Source organism: Brevibacterium aurantiacum, assembly GCF_007558825.1.
GTDB classification, from domain to species: Bacteria; Actinomycetota; Actinomycetes; order Actinomycetales; family Brevibacteriaceae; genus Brevibacterium; species Brevibacterium aurantiacum_A.
In genome coordinates this window covers 276,355-293,189 of sequence record NZ_VLTK01000004.1, presented here as the reverse complement: position 1 = coordinate 293,189, position 16,835 = coordinate 276,355, and the positions used below count along the sequence as shown (strand labels likewise).

The following is a 16,835-nucleotide window of genomic DNA, read 5'->3' as shown; positions in this document are numbered from 1 at the left end:
CTCTGCGCAGCCGAGTGAGTCGACGTCGCCGGCGAAGTCTCCGGTGCCAAGCAAGTCTGCTGAGCCCGACGTTGATTCTGCGGGTGCCGCCGGTGTGAGTGAGTCCGACATCGATGTGAAGGGCAGCGGCGAGTGGGACCGACCGAAGAAGGAGGCCGGACCCAACCGGGATCAGGGCAAGACCTTCAAGGTCGCGCTGCGCGTTGAGGACAATCTTCCGATCGACGTCGACGAGGCGGGCGCCTTCATCATCAAGACGCTCCAGGACGAACGCGGCTGGCAGGACCTGGACGATGTATCGATCGAAATGGTCGACGAGGGTGAGGATGCAATGATCTCCATCGCCAGCCCCGACACCGTGGACTCGATGTGCCTGCCGCTGCGGACCCTGGGCAAACTCTCCTGCCGCAACGGCAATGACGTCATCCTCAACGCCAAGCGCTGGGTGTCTGCCACCGATGAGTTCGATGACACCACCCAGTACCGCCAGTACCTCATCAACCACGAGGTCGGCCACGCGCTGGGCCACGGCCATGAATCCTGCCCGGGGCCGGGCGAGACCGCCCCGCTCATGCAGCAGCAGACCAAAGGACTGCAGGGCTGCGAGCCCAACGGCTGGCCCTCTAAGGGCTAGTCGGGAAGTCGAGGACGGCACTCGGGAATAAGACCACCGCATTCATCGTTGGTTGAGTCGTACACGCTCAAGTTTCAACAGGAGGTCAGATTGGCCACATTCTTCGGACCCGCGGGCTCCGGCGGCGACTCGTTCGACGAGTTCCTCGCTCGCTTCCTGCAGGGACAGCAGGGTTCACGCCAGGGGCGCAGCGTCGACATCAACAAGCTGCTGAGTAAGCGCAGCCATGAGGTCATCGACAATGCCGCCGACTATGCCAGAGAGCATGGTCAGTCCGAGGTCGATGCGCTCCACATCCTGCGCACTATGGCTGAGACCGAACCAGGCGTCACGGCCATCCGCCAGGCGGGCGCGGACCCCGAACAGGTCGCTCACGCCGTTGAGGAGCGCCTGCCCGCATCATCGAACACGAGGTCCGAGGGTGCGCTCACGCTCACCGGCTCGGGCCAGCGTGCGCTGCTCGACGCCTACCAGGTGGCCCGGGCATTCGGTTCGACCTATGTCGACCCGGAGCATTTGTTCTTCGCCTTCGTGCTCAACCATGAGATGCCTGCCGGCCGCATCCTCGCCCAGGCGGGCGTGACGCAGGAGCGGCTGCAGGCCGGAGCCGAAGCTGCAGAGACCGGCGATCCGCAAGGCGGTCCCGGAGCGGGCCAGTCGGAAGAGACCATGCTCCAGCGCTTCGGCACGGATCTCACGGCTCTGGCCGCCGATGGTGAGCTCGACCCGGTGATCGGACGGACTGATGAGATTCAGGAGACGATTGAGATCCTGGCCCGCCGCACCAAGAACAACCCGGTGCTCCTGGGCGAGGCAGGTGTCGGCAAGACCGCGATCGCCGAAGGACTGGCTCAGGCCATCCACAGCGGCGAGATCCCGGCGCAGCTGTCCGGCAAACGAGTCATCGCACTCGATCTGCCGGGAATGCTCGCGGGCACACGCTACCGCGGCGACTTCGAGGAGCGTCTGACAGGTGCCCTCGACGAGATCGCCGAGGACGGGGAGATGATCGTCTTCATCGATGAGCTCCACACCCTCGTCGGTGCCGGCGGCAACGGCGAATCCAACTCGATGGACGCCGGCAACATCCTCAAGCCCAGGCTGGCCCGAGGAGATCTGCACCTGCTCGGTGCGACCACTCTCAAGGAATACCGCACGATCGAGAAGGACACAGCTCTCGAACGTCGGTTCCAGCCGGTGCGCGTGGGAGAACCGAACATCGAGGATGCTGTGGCGATCCTCGACGGGCTCAAGGGCCGCTACGCCGAGCACCACAACGTGACGTACACGCCTGAGGCGATCCGCGCCTCGGTGGAGCTCTCAGACCGCTACATCAATGATCGGTTCCTGCCGGACAAGGCGATCGACCTCATCGATCAGGCGGGAGCTCGTCTGTCGCTGCGTCGTGGTCCCAAGATCGATGCCCAGGCTCTGCGGACGGAGATCGAGCGGCTCGAAACCGAGAAGAGCACGGCCATCGGCGAAGAGAACTATGAGCGCGCAGGAGAACTCCGCGACGAGATCATGAGTGTTGGGGAGAAGCTGCATGCAGCCGAGGCCTCAGGCGAAGATACGGTGCAGGCTGCGGTCGACGCCGCTCCCGGCGTCGTCGACGCCGACCAGATCGCACAGGTCGTGTCCCGTGCCACGGGAATCCCAGCAGGGAACATGACTCAGGGACAGAAGGCCAAACTGGCCAAGCTCGAAGAGGTCCTGCATGGTCGTGTCATCGGCCAGGACGATGCGGTGACCGCAGTGTCCAAGGCCGTTCGCCGGTCACAGATGGGCATGGGGGACCCGAACCGTCCCATCGGCAGCTTCCTCTTCCTGGGCCCCACAGGCGTGGGCAAGACAGAATTGGCCAAGTCTCTGGCCGCGACCCTCTTCGACGACGAGTCGGCGATGATCCGGTTCGATATGAGTGAGTTCGGCGAGCGTCACACCGTATCGCGCCTGGTGGGTTCGCCTCCCGGCTACGTCGGTTACGACGAAGCCGGTCAGCTCACCGAACAGGTCCGACGGAAGCCGTACTCGGTGATCCTGCTCGACGAGGTCGAGAAGGCCCACCCGGACGCATTCAATCTGCTGCTCCAGGTCCTCGACGACGGTCGTCTGACCGACGGACAGGGGAGAACCGTGGACTTCCGGAACACCGTCGTCATCATGACGAGCAATCTGGGCTCCGAGTTCATGGCCGGCAGCACCCCGCTGGGCTTCAGCTCCACCGATGCGAAGGTCACCGAGAAGGACCTGAGCGCGAAGGTGATGGGCAAGCTCAAGGAAGTCATGCGCCCCGAGTTCCTCAACCGGATCGACGAGACCGTGATGTTCTCGCGGCTCGATCGTGAACAGCTGCGCGTCATCGTCCGTCTCCAGCTGGAGCAGTCGCTGCAGCGTCTGGCACACCAGGACATCAGCCTGAGCGTGTCCGAGGATGCTGTGGAATGGCTTGCCGATGCCGGATACGAACCCGAGTTCGGTGCTCGTCCGCTGCGGCGTGTGATCCAGCGTGAGCTCGACGACCGCATCGCGGACCTCCTCGTCAACGAGGCGGTGTCAGAGGGCGGAACCGTCAGCGCCACCGTCGAAGACGGAACGCTGCGCGTGATCGCAGGCTCTGCCGAGGTCCCCGTGGCAGCCTGATTCAGGGCCGCCTGCAGGGTGATCACCTGCACGGCACAGGGCCGGATCGGAAGCGAAGTCTTCCGGTCCGGCCCTGTTACTGTCTCCTGACCCTGCATCGGTTCGCTCAGGCGGCCGAGCTGCTCTGCGCCTTCTGCTGGGACTCGTCCTGCTCGTCGACCTTGAGGGCACGGTTGAGCACGAGACGCTCTGCCAAGGTCCATGCCGTCGTCGTCATGAGATAGAGGGTGGCCGCCAGCGGCACGAACAGGGCGATGACCGCCGTCATGAACGGCATGAAGCTCAGCATCCTGGTCACTCCTGAGAGGTCCGGCATAGCGGGTCCATCGGAGGTGGAAGCCTGGACCGGCGGCGTCTGCGGCATGTCGGGGGTGAGAAGATGCCGCGACAGGGCGGCGACGACAGTGATGATCGCGACGATGACAGCGAAGACCGCAATGCTGACCACCGTCAGATCCCCGCCTCCCAGGAGCCCGACGAAGCCGGCGTTGAGGGGGATGCCAAGCAGCGAATGATTGAGGAGCTCATTCGCATGCCCGCCGATCGTGGATTGGATGAAGATTCCGTAGACGGCCATGAGCACCGGCATCTGAGCGAGCACGGGCAGGCAGCCGGCCATCGGGGAGGCCTTCTCCTCCTTGTAGAGCTCCATGATCTTCTGCTGCATGAGCTCGGGATTCTTCTTGTGTCGGGTCTGCAGCTCGGAGATCTTCGGCGCCAGTCGACGTCGAGTGATTCCGGCTCTGACCTGTGACAGGCCTACGGGGATGAGGACGGCGCGGACGACGAGCGTCAGCGCCACGATGGCCAGTGCGGCGCTTACGCTGCCCGCCAGTGGTTCGAGCAGGGTCGAGAGCCAGGTGACGATCCGATAGGCGGCGTTGACGAGCAGTTCAACGGGTGGAAATTCGTAGATGTTCATGGTGAGGGCCCTCCTGGGCGCCGCCGATGCGCATAGGCATGCAGGCAGCAGTGGTGATGTCGTCATGGGGGTTCATGGACGGAACGACGCATGGCGACATCACGGGCAGGCTCTCAAGGAGCAGGCGGGAGTGACGTCAGAGACCGTGCTTCAGAGCACGGCGATGTAGTCGTCGTTCAGGCGAAGGAGCGAACGACGAAGGAGGGGGCTCTGGCTTGCGCGGTGCCCGGAGTTCCGGGTTCCTCAGGTATGCGGAATTCGCGAACTTCGGTTCGCTCACGTCGCATCCAGGGGCCGTGGGGAGCCAGGGAAAGAGCCCTGAGGAGAGCGTTTGCCGCGCAGGGCGCTACCGGTGACAGCAGCACCGCGCCCAGAAGCACGAGGACGATCAGATGCATAGACGACTGGGGAATGACCGAATCGACATCGGCGCTCAACAGCACCACGATGAACTGAACTGTCATCCACAGGTTCAGCAGCATTCCGGTCGACCTTCCAGTTGAAATCGTCGCCTGATTTTATCACGACGGCACTGCACGTCGTCTGGGAACGCGGCACTGTCTGCTCACAGCGGCACACTCCCGCTTGGAGCGGAGACACCTTCCCGCCCGGCGAAGCGAGGGCCACAGTAATGACATGAACACACGAATCGACACCAGAAATCTCCCAAGCCCGCCGAGGTGGGGCGACCCGGAGGATGCCCCCACACTGACGCCCATCCCCGAATCTCAGAGAATGCTCTACGCCTACCGCTCAGTCGTCTTCAACGGGGAGCTGCGTGATGAGAACGGCATGGAGATCATCTCCCGCCTCGTCCTCCTCTCCGCCGAGGACCCCCACAGCGACATCCACCTCTGGATCAACTCACCCGGCGGGTCGGTGCCGATGATGCACGCGATCGCCGACACGATCGAAACTCTGCCCAATGACGTGGTCACGGTGGCGTTCGGATGGGCCGCCTCGGCGGGGCAGTTCGTGCTCATGATGGGCACACCCGGCAGACGACTCGCCCTGCCCCACGCCAGGATCCTCCTGCACCAGGGATCGGCGGGCATCGGGGGTGCCGCCGCTGACATCGAACTGCAGTCCGGGGATCTGCGCAACGTCCGCGATTCGGTCCTGCACCGCATCGCCGAGGCGACGGGGAAGACCTATGAGCGCATCTTCGAGGATTCCCTGCGTGATCGGTGGTTCACCGCCGAGCAGGCACTTGACTACGGGCTCATCGACCGCGTCGTCGACTCCCCAGCCGACCTGCACGGCGGGATCGGTGCGCCATGAGCCAGTACACGATTCCGAATGTCGTTGACCGCTCGGGTGGCGGGGAGAAGATCGTCGACGTGTATTCCCACCTGCTGGGCAACCGCATCATCTACCTGGGTGTTCCGATCGACGACGGGGTGGCCAACACACTCATCGCGCAGCTGCTCCACCTCGAGGCGAGCAGCCGCGAACTTCCGATCCAGATGTACATCAACTCACCGGGCGGATCGCTGACGGCCATGACCGCCATCTACGACGCGATGCACCACATCGGGGCACCGGTGGCGACCATCTGTGTGGGGCAAGCGGCCGCTGATGCCGCGGTGCTCCTGGCAGCCGGAGAGCCCGGTCAGCGTTCGATGCTCGGACACGCTCGAGTGGTGCTGCGCCAACCCCATGCCGAGGGTGCACGCGGAGCAATCCCCGACCTCATCGTCGCTGCCGATGAGATCGCCCGACAACGACGTGAGGTCGAGCGGATGCTGGCGCAGGGGACCGGGCGCAGCATAGAGCAGATCCATGCCGACCTCGACCGGGACCTCGTCCTCGACGCGCAGGCGGCTCAGGACTTCGGCCTCGTCGACCAGATCCTCTGAGGTGCTCCCAGGCAGCTGTACTCCGCGGGAAGTCCAGTCGGATACTCCCGTGGTACGACGCCGAATTCGGCAGCAGTGACTACGATCGGAGGATGAGCCGATCCAGGCGTGCCCCCGCCGAGGCGAGCGACCCCGATTCTGATCGTCGTGCCCGTCATCGGCCTCGACTGCGCCTGGTTGCCCTGAGCGTCCTGGCTCTGCTGCTGCAGCTGCCCGTTGCCGTGTTCATGGCCACGCACGATGGTGCCGATGCTCTGGTCGGCGGCGTGCGCATCGCAGTGGCCCTGCTGTCCCCAGTGATCTTCCTGCTGTGCGCACGCTGGCCGGGCCCGAGAGTCGCGATCATCGCCGGGCTGACGCTGGTCGACATTGTCGTGTGGGCCGCACTGGCACGATCCAGCCTTTCCGGTGTGTGGGCCCACGGTCCACGCAATCGTCCCTTGTCAGGGGAGGGTCCGGACGGAATGTGGGCGCAGGGGCTCACCGGACCTGAGATGACACCGTTCTATGCGGCGTTCCTCTTCGCTCTCGTCATGGCCATGGTCCGTGGCTGCCAGATCTGGGCCATCGCCTCGGCGGCGGGTGTCTGGTTGGGCGCCCTGCTGCTCGGCTCCTTCCTCGAAGTCGACTGGTCGGTGGGGCGCGTGGCCTCTGCGACGATCGGTCTGCTCATTGCTCTGAGCATCGGAGCCTTCGCCCGACGCAGGCGCGAGAGCAGGAGGATCGCGGCCGAGGAAGCGCGGGCCCGGCACCATGAGGTGATTGAGGCCGAAAGGCTGCGCATCGCCAGAGACCTGCACGATGTGCTGGGTCATTCGCTGTCTCAGATCAACGTGCAGGCCGGTGTGGGCGAACACCTCATCGACCGCGACCCTGAGCAGGCCAGACGCGCGCTCGCCGCCATCAAAGAGCTGAGCCGAACGGGACTCAACGAGGTTCGCTCCGTGCTCCGCACGATGCGCTCGGACGCCGCCGACCCCGACCCGGCCAGTGTCGGCGAAGACACAGTCGGCGAAGGCACAGTCGGCGAAGGCAGGGCCGAGCCGCTGGCCCCGGTGCCTGGCCTCGACGATCTGCCGGCCCTCATCGCCGCGATGACGGGTCGACCATCCATCCGCCTCGATGACTTGCGCGAACTCAGAGCCGACGGCACTCGAGAGAACCCCGGCAGTGCCGCCGATGCGGCCGCCTACCGGATCGTGCAGGAGGCGCTGACGAATGTGGTCCGCCACGCTCACGCCACTCAGGCGAACGTCAGAGTATCCCGTGACGGCGAGCTCCTTCACATTGAGATCGGCGACGACGGCCACGGAACCGACAACGCAAGCCTCGGGCGAGACGATAACTCGGGCACCGGAATCATCGGAATGCGGGAGAGGACCAAGCTCCTCGACGGAAGCTTCGAGGTCACCTCGGCGAGCGGGGGCGGCACGCACATCAGCGTCCAGCTGCCCTGGACCAGCGGACACGGACGATCAGATCGGCAGGCTCAGGTATGAGCGATATCTCGGTGGCGATCGCCGATGACCACCAGCTGGTCCGCGCCGGCTTCGCCTCGCTGCTGGACGCGGAACCGGGCATCAGCGTGCGCGTGCAGGCCTCCGGTGGGGAAGAGCTGCTGGAGAAACTTGCAGCGACGCCGGTCGACGTCGTGCTCATGGACATCCGGATGCCAGGCGGTGACGGACTGTGGGCCACCGAGGCGATCGCAGCCGATCCAGGCCTCGGTCATGTGCGGGTCGTGCTGGTGACGACCTTCGGCCTCGACGAGTACATCGTGCGCGCGGTCAGGGCAGGTGCCAGCGGGTTCCTGCTCAAGGACACCGAGCCGGTTGACCTGATCAGAGCGGTGCGCGTCGTTGCCGAAGGTGAGGCGCTGCTCTCGCCCGAAGTGACCAGGTACCTCTTGTCGAGGATGTCCTTGGGCCTGCGGGCGGAGCCGGCAAAGCATCTCGACGTGCTGACACAGCGAGAACGTGAGGTCCTCGCCCTCGTCGGTCAGGGGCTGTCGAACGACGAGATCGCCGGCCGGCTGGTCCTCTCCCCTCTGACGGCGAAGACCCATGTCTCGCGCATCATGACCAAAACGGCCGCACGCGACAGGGTCCACCTGGTCGTGCTCGCCTATGAATCCGGGTTGGTCTCCCCAGGATGGCTGCGCGACCAGTAGGCACTCATCCCCAGCGAGTACCTGAAGAGACTCCCGGTGGGGGATTCGCCGTGGCACCCGTCGGCGAAGGATGGATGCCATATCCACGAGGGACGTGGATTCCTGACAAGGAGGCATCATGCACATGGAACACGGACCCGCGGCCTGGCCGCTCTTCTTCCTCATCCCGATCTTCTGGGTGCTCATCATCGGATTGGTCGTCACCCTCATCGTCACACTCAACCGGCGTCGCTGGCGCCAAGCAGGGGGACCACCCTGGGCGGATGCTCAGGGCCGTTTCGCATCGACGAAGAACGCGGAGGCGACTCTGTCTGAGCGCTTCGCCCAAGGCGATATCGACGAGGCTGAGTATCGGGCACGGCTCGAAGTGCTGAGAACCAACCAACTTGATTCCGGGACGAGCTGAGCCGACCGGCCTGTGGGATCAGGCCACGAGTGAGAGCTGCGCCCGCCCACCGCTGAGCGGGACTGAGCGCCCGTTGACTGCGAACGCGGGTGCAGCTCTAGTCATGGACGACGCAGCGAGAACGAGGACCTGAGGGAGTGCGAGGCCGAGAACCACGGCGATCGCCTCGATGACCTCCGACGATGGATCCTTGAGGCCGCGCTCGACCTCGGACAGGTATTGGGTTGACACTCCCGAGCGTCGCGACACCTGTGCCAAGGTCAGGGCCAGCTCGGTGCGGCGCAACCGCAGCACCCGTCCGAGAGTCTCGCGCCACAGCAGTGCCGGGGCCTGATCGCCTTGTCCGTCCGTGACTCGAAGTGGTTCCATGATGCGATCTTAGGAGCGTTCGGCTGCGGTGGCACGGGTTTCTGCTCTGAGCAGACGAACTGCCGCTGAGCCAGTCGAGTTGCACCAACACCACAAGGTTAAGTTAGGCTGTCCTATGTTCATGTCGAGGGGTCGACCGCGATCCCCACAGTCGAAAGGGCAGGAATGTCAGCTCATCTCTCTCGCCGGGCCATGGCCATAGGCACCATCGTCACACTCGCCTTCAGCGCGAGCGCCTGCAGCCAGGGACCGGCGGATGCGGAGAAGTCGGCCTCAAGCGACTTCCAGACCGTCACGATCGAACATGCGCTGGGCAAGGCCGTCATCGAGGCCGAACCGAAGCGCGTCGTGACCCTCGGTCAGGGCTCGACCGAGACAGCCATTGCTTTGGGCAAGACACCCGTCGGCATGGAGGAATACGCCTGGGGCAGCGATGACACCGGCTATATGCCGTGGATCCATGAGGCGGTGAAGGAGAAGGGGGACAAGCTTCCCACACAGTTCCAGGGAGATACGGAGCTGGACGTCGAAGCTGTCGCCGAGCTCGAACCTGATGTGATCCTCGCGCCGTGGTCCGGCGTCACCGCCGATCAGTACAAGCAGCTCGACGCCATCGCACCCACGGTTGCCTACCCCAAGCAGCCGTGGACCATCGAATGGGATGAGCAGATCACCACCATCGGCAAGGCGCTGGGTCAGGAGAAGGAGTCCGAGGGGCTCGTCGACGACATCAAGACGCAGCTCTCCGAAGCCAAGCGGTCCGAATACGAGGGGCTGACATTCTCCTACATCTACAATGACGGACCGGGCACCCTCGGAGTCTTCTACCCCGATGAGCAGCGGGTGGCGATGGTCTCGGCGCTGGGTCTGACCCCCGATCCCATCATCAACAAGCTCAAGAAGAACTATGATGCTCCGGGCACGGACTCGGCTCTCATCGGACTCGAGAACGCCGACAAGCTCGACGACTCTGACCTCATCTTCACCTTCTACTCCGATGAGAAGAGCAAGAAGGAGATCGAGTCACAGAGCGTGTACTCCAACATTCCGGCAATCAAGTCCGGTGCGGTAGTCGCTCCCGAGGAACAGGCCTTCGTCACCGCTTCGTCGATCATCAACCCGCTCACCGTTCCCTGGGCGCTCGAGCGCTACGTGCCAATGATCGACAAGGCGGCGAAGAAGGTCAAGAAGTAGAACGTCAATAGGTGCAGCGTCACACGGGGACACCGGGTGGGCGCACTGCAGACAATCAGTCGAGTGCGCTCATCTTCTTCCAGTCGTCCCAGTCGTAGACCCAGTCGGAGATGTCGCTGGCGGCGGTGGACAGGCTGACATTCGAACCTGTGATCTCGACCGGATCGCCGAAGATCGCAGAGTCGTAGTACTGCTTGGCGCGCGCTGTCGACAAGTTGATGCAGCCGTGGGAGACATTCGCCGATCCTTGGACCCCTGTCGACCAGGGGGCGGCGTGGACGAATTCTCCATTGTTGTGGATGCGCACGGCCCAGCGCACGTCGGTTTCGTAGTCCCACTGCTCGGAGGTCATCGTGTAGTCTGCCGACTTCGACATGACCACATGGGTTCCGTTGTAGGAGGGAGACTTCGCCGCACCGAGTGAGGCGGGGAAGTTCATCACCTCTTTGCCATCGCGGGTGACGACCATGCGGTGAGACTTGGCATCGGCCGTGACGATCTGCTTGCGGCCGATGTCGAAGTCGAGTGTGAGGTCGTTCTGGCCCATCGACTTCGCCGTGGTGGGGACGTTCTTCAGGGGCGCGTCGACGGAGATCTTCGAATGCGCGGGCCAGAAGTCCTTGGGGCGGAAGTGCAGACGGGACTGCGGGTCATCGGGCAGCCAAGCCCATGACCCCTCGACCTTGCGCTTCTTGCCGTCGTTGTCGGTGACATCGACCGTCAGACGGCGCTCGACATCGTCACGGTACTGCTTGCTCACGGTGGAGCCGAAGCTGAGGATGATCGGGGCGCCGACGCCCACGGTCTGGTCATCGGAGAGGGTCGTGCGCACGGACATCGGCGAGGCGTCGCCGGCTGAGACGTTGACCGTTGACGTGAAGTCGTGCTCCTCTCCATCCGCCGTGGTGGCTGTGGCCGATAACTCGTAGGTGCTGTCAGCGACCAGGTCGTAGACCGAAACCCAGGCCGCAGCGTCGTCGGGAGCGATGACGGAGTGTTTGTCCTTGGCAGAGTCCTTCTTCGCAGCGGCCTCGGTTGCTGCGCTTTCGCTCGGCGACGAGGTGCCCGCCTCATCGGAGGACTTCTGGCTCTGATCGGCTGCCTTGAGTTCGAGTTCGGCCCCAGTGGTGTCGAAGAAGACACCGGGGTCAGATGTGATTCTGGGGTGTTCGGACTCGATGAGCGAAATGTCGCTCAGCGTCGCGTCCTCGACGCTGAGACTGACGCGCTCGCCCGGCGCGGCTGTGGAGTCTGCTCCGGATTCGACGACTTCGCCGGTCTGTCCCGGGGCGGGTGACTGGGTGCCGGTCGGCTCGGCCGATGAGGTGGAGCCGGAAGTCTTCGCTGAAGATCCCTGCGCAGAGGACTTGGCTGCCTCGTCCTCGGAGACGGTGCCGACTCGGAAGATGGGTTCGGCAGCGGTCTCAGCCGATTTCTCAGCATCGCGGGTGGCGTCAGGGTCGGAGCCCGAGGGGGTACAGGCTGTGAGCAGAGCGATTGCCGATAGGGCAGCAACCGCCCCGTGAATCTTCTTGGGTGACAAAACAGGGATCCTCGTTCGGGCAAAGGGGATGAGAGCTGCCGACCATGTTAGTGAAGCCAAATCACGAAAGTATTAAAGCACTGCCTGAAATCCTCGTGTATTGCCCATCTCTCGCCGTTGAAAGTGGCCCTGACCTGGACTGACACAGGGGAGGGGGAGTTGTGGAATTGTGACATTGAGAAACGAAGGACTCCCCGTGCACCCGCCAGAGCTCGCTTACCCTTGCTGCCTTCCGGCCCTGGGGGAGTTCACAAGATGACGCCGCACGGGGAGCCAACGAACAGTCTAGACGAGAGCAACCTCGAGGCACAAAACGAGGTGGCTGGATCAGTTGCCAGTGCTTCGTCGACGTCCACGATCGGCTTTGTCGGTGCTCTCAGCCGGCCGGTCCTCAATTCTGCGAATCTTGGCGAGGAGGACCTCGCGTTCTCGGTCATTGGCCGTCAGGGACGCCGCGCGTTCGAATTCGCCTCGCGCCTCCTGATCCCTGCCGAGGCGCGACAGGAGCTCACCGCGCACGCTGGGAACAAGGTGAAATTTCCCAAGTGCTCCGGTGGAGTCGATGTCATCGACGAGGCTGAGAGCGCGTGCTGGGCCATGCGCTTCGGCGATCGCGATCGCCTGGTTGAGTTGAGTGACAGGTGAGGGGACGGCTCGATTGAGCATGTCATAGAGGGACGCAATGCGCACCCAATCGGTGGCCTCAATGCTTCTGGCTTCGGCATGGCACCAAGCGATCATGGCTTGGAGCGTATAGGGGCCGAGTGCAGTGCGGAGACCCTGTGCGGTCCCAAGACTGCGAGAGCCGAGGCGTATGAGCGAGCGATCCCATTTCGATCGGTCCTGATCGGCTAGCAGGATCGGCTCACCATCTGCCCCCAGGCGGGCAGGGAATCTGGCCGCGGTGAAGGCCATGAGGGCGACGAGACCGTGGACCTCCGGATCGTGTGGGAGCAGACCGGCAGTCACACGGGTCAGGCGGAGAGCCTCCATCGCCAGTTCTGGACGCATCCAGTCGGGTCCGGAGGTTGTCACGTGTCCCTCTGCGAACATGAGATAGAGGACCCCGAGCACTCCCTTCAGCCGCTCCGGCTGCTCGTCGGCCGCTGGAAGCTCGAAGGGAACCTGGGCATCTGCCAGGGCCCGTTTCGCCCGGACGATGCGCTGCTGCACTGTCGAGACTGGAATGAGGAACGCCCGGGCGATCTGTTCGCTGGAGAGGCCGCCCACAACCCGCAGGGTGAGCGCGAGCTGGGCGCTGCGACCGAGTACTGGATGACAGGCGATGAAGACGAGACGGAGTACATCGTCCTCGATGTCGTCCGGATCCCAGGGGAGACCACCCACGTCCGCGTCCTGACGGCTTTCGAGCTCCCCGGCAAGCTTCGCCAGACGATCGTCGAGTCGCTCTCGCCTTCGCCACGAATCGATTGCCCGACGTTTGGCTACCGTGGTCAGCCACGCGGCCGGGTTAGCCGGAACTCCGGATTTCGGCCACTGGGACAGCGCATCGGTCACTGCTTCCTGGGCGAGATCCTCGGCGACCCCGAAATCGCCGACGTAGCGGGTCAGAGCCGCGATGATCTTCGCTGCCTCGATCCGCCACGTCGCGGCGATGGCCCGGTGAACCGCATCGGTGTCATCGGCTGGGGCACTGGTCAACTGCCGGCCAGTTTCCCTTCGGCGATCCATTCCTGTTCCTTCTGGATCCACTCGTTGTCCTGAGGGAAGTCCTCCGGTCCATTGACGCGTCGCACCTCGATCTGGGATCCGGTGCCCAAAGGGGCCCGCTTGGCCCACTCGATCGCTTCCTCCTGTGAGGAGACCTCGACCATCCAGAAGCCGTTGAACAGCTCCCGCAATTCTCCATAGGGGCCGTCAGTGACGACGGGATCGTCTTCACTGAAATCGACGACTGCCCCTTCGGAGGCATCGGAGAGTCCGGCGCCGTCGGCCATGACGCCGGCGTTGACCATGGATTCGTTGTAGGCGCCCATGTCGGCGATGATCTTCTCGAAATCGGCGGCTTCGAAGGCGTCCACGGCGGCTTGGTCGACTGCGCGCATGATGAGCATGAACTTCATGATGACTCCTTAGTCAGCAATGTTTCAGAGAGTCTCGGTCGAGACCCTCTCATGCACTACGTCGAATAAGTTTATGCCGCATCGACACACGGCGGGAAGGTTTCTGCGCCCATTTCAATCGCCCTCGACTGGGTCGACCTGGTATGAGGCGCTCACCGTCTGGCCACCCGCAACAGGTACAGAGCACCACGGTCGAAGTCCAGACTGAGCAGGACCTGGGTCAGGCAGGCAAGGGCAAAGGCAGCTGAGAAGCGATTTCACCTGCACTTAGTGTGATGGTTCACACTCGGCCGTCAGGATTTCGCATTGTCGACACGACTCGGATAGGCTGGCTCGCGGAGGATTCGCCTAGTGGCCTATGGCGCTCGCCTGGAACGCGGGTTGGGTTAACGCCCTCAGGGGTTCGAATCCCCTATCCTCCGCAGAGAGAAGAAGGCTCCCATCCGAATGTTCTCGGATGGGAGCCTTCTTCGTGCGCTGTGTACAGGCGCATCAGCCTGCTTCAGTGCCTCAGCCTCAGCCCAGCGCGTTCGCGATGGCTGCGTTGAACGCGTCGAGGTCTCCGGGGTTGCGCGATGTGATGAGGTTGCCATCGACGACGACCTCGGAATCCTCCCACTCTGCTCCGGCGTTGACCAGATCGGTCTTCGTCGAGACGAATGAGGTCAGCTTCCGGCCCTTGGCCACGCCTGATTCGGCGAGGATCCATGGTGCGTGGCAGATCGCGGCCACTGGCTTGTCAGCCGCGAAGAATGCTTTCACCAGTGCCACCGCGTCCTCATCGAGGCGCAGGGCATCGGCATTGAGGGTACCGCCTGGAAGCACGAGCGCATCGAAGTCCTCAACTTTGGCTGCAGAGACGGGGACGTCGACGGTGAACTCATCGGCATGGTCCCAGTCGCCATTCATCGCCTGCAATGTGCCTTCGGACGGCGAGACGATGACCGTCGTGGCTCCTGCCTCGTCAAGTGCTCCGCGGGGGCTGGTGAGCTCGACCTGCTCGACTCCGCGGGTGAGGAGGAATGCGACCTTCTTGTCTGAGATTGCCATGATGCTTACTCCTAGTCAGTTGGCGGATCCGACGCGCCGCAGACGATCTGACATCGTCATATGCGATCTCTCAGCACCGGGTGCTGTTCGTCGGTGTCGTCAAGGAGAACGCGCCGACCCGGGCACAGTATTCCTGACCGCCCACCATCGGATGCGAACTCGGATCAGCTGCTGAGGAACTCGCGCTGATCGTTGGTGAGGGGATCGGCGTCGACGCGGAGGACCACCTTGCCGGCAGGGTGCGAGCCCTTGAGGAAACGGTAGGCGTTCTGAACCTCGTCGAGCGAGAAGACCCCGGCGACGGGCACGTGCACATGTCCGTAGGCGATCGCTTTGGCAAGCCACGCGAGGTCACCGCGCTCAGCCGCAGTCTCGCCTGCGATGCTCACCCCGTACGTGTCGGCGACCTGTGGTCCCGCTCCGATCGAATTGATGCGTCCGGCGGGTATGTCGAGCCTCAGCAGCTGCTTGATCTCGGCCTCGTCCTGGGTCGAGAACGCGGCAGCGATGCCTTCGGGGGCCGTCTCCCGCAGGCGGGCATCGAGCCCTTCACCATAGGAGATGGGTTCGATGCCGAGATTGCGCAGAGCATCATGGTTGGCTTCGCTGGCCGTGCCGATGACGCGGGCGCCCAGATTGACCGCCAATTGGCCTGCGATGATTCCGACTCCGCCCGAGGCGCCGGTGACGAGGACGGTCTCACCTTCGGTGATCGCCAGGGCACGGATGCCCGCGATGGCGGTGCGCCCGGCTATGTAGAGGCCTCCGGCTGTATCGATGCCGAGACCGCGAGGTATCTTGTCGAGTCGTTCTGCCGGGTCCCGGATGAGCAGATGAGTCGTCTGCGTGCGATGTGGCCGTCCCCCGAAGACGAGATCGCCGGGGGAGAAGTCGGTGACACCTTCACCAACCTCGTCGATGACTCCCGAGAAGTCAGCGCCGTTGCCCTTCGTGCCGGTGGCCTGCCCGAAGGCTCCACCGATGACGGCGAGATCGACGGGGTTGAGTCCGGCATAGCGGACAGCGACACGAACCTCACCTGGCCCGACTGAGGGGGCGTTCGCCTCGGCGATGTGGAGCTGGTCGATGTCGCCGTTCTGGGTGTACTGGACACTGCGCATGATGGGAATGCTCCTCGCTGGTCGATGTGGCAGGTGCACGACCTGTGAAAGTGTGCACCTGCCATAACCATCTGCGGTCGTGAGTTGTTCCGCAGCCTGCCCGACACCAGCGGTGCCGGCCGCGGCTATGCTCAGTTGAAGCTGGGGAAGTCGAGTTTGTAGCCGACGTAGCTGCCTGAGACCGATGTGACCTTGACCGTTCCGTAGCGCTTCTCGCCGTAGGCGGTGACGTTGCAGGAGGCCGAACCTCTCTTGGAGATGACCATCAGGTCGTTGAGGCATTCGACCTCGTCGACGGTCGTCCCCTGCTTGGAGTACGCCTTCTCAATGTCCTTCTCGAGGAGGGAGGCGGGAATGGTGCCGTTGCCCTGCTCATCGATTTCGAATCCGGGGTCATCGGCGCTGGCATGTTCGCCGCTCGAACTCGATGATTCTTCACCCGCCGAGGTGGATGTGCCCGACGATGATGACGCAGCATCCGACGTCGCTGACGAGGCTGAATCGGAGGACGAGGTGCCATAGCCGCCACCTGATGATGAGCCCTGACTCGACGAGGAATCGGGGGAGTCCTCGGTGGCGGCGTTCGACTCAGACTCCTCCGGCGCTTCCTCTGCAGGAGTTACGGCCTCTTGCTGCTCGTCAGGATTCGCCGACGTCTCGTCACCCTCCTGGGCCCGCGTCTGCTCCTGCTCGGGAGTGCCGAAGGAGATGTTCATATCGCAGGCAGACAGCGACAGTGCCGCCGCAACAGCGCCGGCGACGGTGATGGACCGAATGATCTTCTTAGTCTTCATGGTGAACTCCTGATGAGGTGAAGGTGGTGTGTATGAGTCCACTCTG

At 63.7% G+C, this 16,835-nt stretch carries 17 protein-coding genes, 1 tRNA gene and 1 other RNA gene; 9 read left to right on the top strand and 10 right to left on the bottom strand.

Going from position 1 to position 16,835, the window contains the following annotated elements:
- The first annotated feature begins 43 nt into the window (after positions 1 to 43).
- Together FO013_RS08740 and FO013_RS08735 are read left to right on the top strand one after the other, a co-directional pair.
- The gene (locus FO013_RS08740; RefSeq protein WP_260848066.1) at positions 44 to 634 is read left to right on the top strand and encodes a DUF3152 domain-containing protein; all 591 of its coding nucleotides are present in this window, start codon (positions 44 to 46) and stop codon (positions 632 to 634) included.
- A gap of 90 nt (positions 635 to 724) precedes the next feature.
- Positions 725 to 3,277: an ATP-dependent Clp protease ATP-binding subunit gene (locus tag FO013_RS08735; protein WP_143922153.1), complete on the top strand. Its 2,553-nt coding sequence runs from the start codon at positions 725 to 727 to the stop codon at positions 3,275 to 3,277.
- A 106-nt stretch (positions 3,278 to 3,383) separates the two neighbouring features.
- On the opposite strand, the gene FO013_RS08730 is transcribed toward FO013_RS08735, so the two are convergent.
- Both FO013_RS08730 and FO013_RS08725 read right to left on the bottom strand, forming a co-directional pair.
- Entirely contained in the window at positions 3,384 to 4,199 is an 816-nt protein-coding gene (locus FO013_RS08730) for a YidC/Oxa1 family membrane protein insertase (RefSeq protein ID WP_143922152.1), read from the bottom strand.
- Positions 4,200 to 4,375: 176 nt separating this feature from the next.
- Positions 4,376 to 4,681, bottom strand: a complete 306-nt coding sequence (locus FO013_RS08725) for a hypothetical protein (protein WP_143922151.1) — start codon at positions 4,679 to 4,681, stop codon at positions 4,376 to 4,378.
- Between the two features lie 154 nt (positions 4,682 to 4,835).
- Between FO013_RS08725 and FO013_RS08720 the strand changes: the two genes are divergently transcribed.
- From FO013_RS08720 to FO013_RS08700, 5 genes are all read left to right on the top strand, one after another.
- The gene (locus FO013_RS08720; protein ID WP_143922150.1) at positions 4,836 to 5,480 is read left to right on the top strand and encodes a ClpP family protease; all 645 of its coding nucleotides are present in this window, start codon (positions 4,836 to 4,838) and stop codon (positions 5,478 to 5,480) included.
- On the top strand, positions 5,477 to 6,058 hold the full coding sequence (locus FO013_RS08715) for a ClpP family protease (RefSeq protein ID WP_143922149.1): 582 nt from the start codon (positions 5,477 to 5,479) through the stop codon (positions 6,056 to 6,058). The genes FO013_RS08720 and FO013_RS08715 overlap by 4 nt, the downstream gene beginning before the upstream one ends.
- Positions 6,059 to 6,150: 92 nt before the next feature.
- Positions 6,151 to 7,557 carry a sensor histidine kinase gene (locus FO013_RS08710; protein ID WP_143922148.1) on the top strand — a complete coding sequence of 469 codons (1,407 nt, stop codon included), beginning with the start codon at positions 6,151 to 6,153 and terminating at the stop codon, positions 7,555 to 7,557.
- Positions 7,554 to 8,228, top strand: coding sequence for a response regulator transcription factor (locus FO013_RS08705; RefSeq protein ID WP_143922147.1), 675 nt, complete (start codon positions 7,554 to 7,556; stop codon positions 8,226 to 8,228). Before FO013_RS08710 ends, FO013_RS08705 begins: the two co-directional genes overlap by 4 nt.
- Positions 8,229 to 8,346: 118 nt before the next feature.
- Positions 8,347 to 8,634, top strand: a complete 288-nt coding sequence (locus FO013_RS08700) for an SHOCT domain-containing protein (RefSeq protein WP_143922146.1) — start codon at positions 8,347 to 8,349, stop codon at positions 8,632 to 8,634.
- An 18-nt stretch (positions 8,635 to 8,652) separates the two neighbouring features.
- On the opposite strand, the gene FO013_RS08695 is transcribed toward FO013_RS08700, so the two are convergent.
- Positions 8,653 to 9,003, bottom strand: a complete 351-nt coding sequence (locus tag FO013_RS08695; RefSeq protein ID WP_143922145.1) for a helix-turn-helix domain-containing protein — start codon at positions 9,001 to 9,003, stop codon at positions 8,653 to 8,655.
- Positions 9,004 to 9,168: 165 nt separating this feature from the next.
- Between FO013_RS08695 and FO013_RS08690 the strand changes: the two genes are divergently transcribed.
- Positions 9,169 to 10,197: an iron-siderophore ABC transporter substrate-binding protein gene (locus FO013_RS08690; RefSeq protein ID WP_143922144.1), complete on the top strand. Its 1,029-nt coding sequence runs from the start codon at positions 9,169 to 9,171 to the stop codon at positions 10,195 to 10,197.
- Positions 10,198 to 10,252: 55 nt separating this feature from the next.
- Here the strand turns inward: FO013_RS08690 and FO013_RS08685 are convergent, their stop codons facing one another.
- From FO013_RS08685 to FO013_RS08670, 4 genes are all read right to left on the bottom strand, one after another.
- Complete coding sequence (locus FO013_RS08685; RefSeq protein WP_143922143.1) at positions 10,253 to 11,740, bottom strand: L,D-transpeptidase; 1,488 nt, start codon at positions 11,738 to 11,740, stop codon at positions 10,253 to 10,255.
- A gap of 182 nt (positions 11,741 to 11,922) precedes the next feature.
- Positions 11,923 to 12,018: signal recognition particle sRNA small type (gene ffs / locus FO013_RS08680), an RNA gene on the bottom strand.
- 49 nt (positions 12,019 to 12,067) lie between these two features.
- On the bottom strand, positions 12,068 to 13,432 hold the full coding sequence (locus tag FO013_RS08675) for an RNA polymerase sigma factor (protein ID WP_143922142.1): 1,365 nt from the start codon (positions 13,430 to 13,432) through the stop codon (positions 12,068 to 12,070).
- Positions 13,399 to 13,824 carry a YciI family protein gene (locus FO013_RS08670; protein ID WP_143922141.1) on the bottom strand — a complete coding sequence of 142 codons (426 nt, stop codon included), beginning with the start codon at positions 13,822 to 13,824 and terminating at the stop codon, positions 13,399 to 13,401. Before FO013_RS08670 ends, FO013_RS08675 begins: the two co-directional genes overlap by 34 nt.
- Before the next feature lie 337 nt (positions 13,825 to 14,161).
- Here FO013_RS08670 and FO013_RS08665 point away from each other — a divergent pair.
- Positions 14,162 to 14,246, top strand: a tRNA-Ser gene (locus FO013_RS08665).
- A 94-nt stretch (positions 14,247 to 14,340) separates the two neighbouring features.
- On the opposite strand, the gene FO013_RS08660 is transcribed toward FO013_RS08665, so the two are convergent.
- From FO013_RS08660 to FO013_RS22335, 3 genes are all read right to left on the bottom strand, one after another.
- Positions 14,341 to 14,874 (bottom strand): type 1 glutamine amidotransferase domain-containing protein, encoded by a 534-nt coding sequence (locus FO013_RS08660; RefSeq protein ID WP_143922140.1) that lies wholly within the window; start codon positions 14,872 to 14,874, stop codon positions 14,341 to 14,343.
- 164 nt (positions 14,875 to 15,038) lie between these two features.
- Entirely contained in the window at positions 15,039 to 15,995 is a 957-nt protein-coding gene (locus FO013_RS08655) for an NADP-dependent oxidoreductase (RefSeq protein WP_186293026.1), read from the bottom strand.
- 131 nt (positions 15,996 to 16,126) lie between these two features.
- Entirely contained in the window at positions 16,127 to 16,789 is a 663-nt protein-coding gene (locus tag FO013_RS22335; RefSeq protein ID WP_186293025.1) for a hypothetical protein, read from the bottom strand.
- Between the last annotated feature and the right edge of the window lie 46 nt (positions 16,790 to 16,835).

What these genes read in the sequence shown, in the direction of transcription:
- FO013_RS08660 (WP_143922140.1), bottom strand. Translation starts at nt 14,874, where the DNA reads ATGGCAATCTCAGACAAGAAGGTCGCATTCCTCCTCACCCGCGGAGTC.
- FO013_RS22335 (WP_186293025.1), bottom strand. Translation starts at nt 16,789, where the DNA reads ATGAAGACTAAGAAGATCATTCGGTCCATCACCGTCGCCGGCGCTGTT.
- FO013_RS08690 (WP_143922144.1), top strand. Translation starts at nt 9,169, where the DNA reads ATGTCAGCTCATCTCTCTCGCCGGGCCATGGCCATAGGCACCATCGTC.
- FO013_RS08715 (WP_143922149.1), top strand. Translation starts at nt 5,477, where the DNA reads ATGAGCCAGTACACGATTCCGAATGTCGTTGACCGCTCGGGTGGCGGG.
- FO013_RS08675 (WP_143922142.1), bottom strand. Translation starts at nt 13,432, where the DNA reads ATGGATCGCCGAAGGGAAACTGGCCGGCAGTTGACCAGTGCCCCAGCC.
- FO013_RS08720 (WP_143922150.1), top strand. Translation starts at nt 4,836, where the DNA reads ATGAACACACGAATCGACACCAGAAATCTCCCAAGCCCGCCGAGGTGG.
- FO013_RS08655 (WP_186293026.1), bottom strand. Translation starts at nt 15,995, where the DNA reads ATGCGCAGTGTCCAGTACACCCAGAACGGCGACATCGACCAGCTCCAC.
- FO013_RS08730 (WP_143922152.1), bottom strand. Translation starts at nt 4,199, where the DNA reads ATGAACATCTACGAATTTCCACCCGTTGAACTGCTCGTCAACGCCGCC.
- FO013_RS08700 (WP_143922146.1), top strand. Translation starts at nt 8,347, where the DNA reads ATGCACATGGAACACGGACCCGCGGCCTGGCCGCTCTTCTTCCTCATC.
- FO013_RS08670 (WP_143922141.1), bottom strand. Translation starts at nt 13,824, where the DNA reads ATGAAGTTCATGCTCATCATGCGCGCAGTCGACCAAGCCGCCGTGGAC.
- FO013_RS08725 (WP_143922151.1), bottom strand. Translation starts at nt 4,681, where the DNA reads ATGCTGCTGAACCTGTGGATGACAGTTCAGTTCATCGTGGTGCTGTTG.
- FO013_RS08705 (WP_143922147.1), top strand. Translation starts at nt 7,554, where the DNA reads ATGAGCGATATCTCGGTGGCGATCGCCGATGACCACCAGCTGGTCCGC.
- FO013_RS08710 (WP_143922148.1), top strand. Translation starts at nt 6,151, where the DNA reads ATGAGCCGATCCAGGCGTGCCCCCGCCGAGGCGAGCGACCCCGATTCT.
- FO013_RS08695 (WP_143922145.1), bottom strand. Translation starts at nt 9,003, where the DNA reads ATGGAACCACTTCGAGTCACGGACGGACAAGGCGATCAGGCCCCGGCA.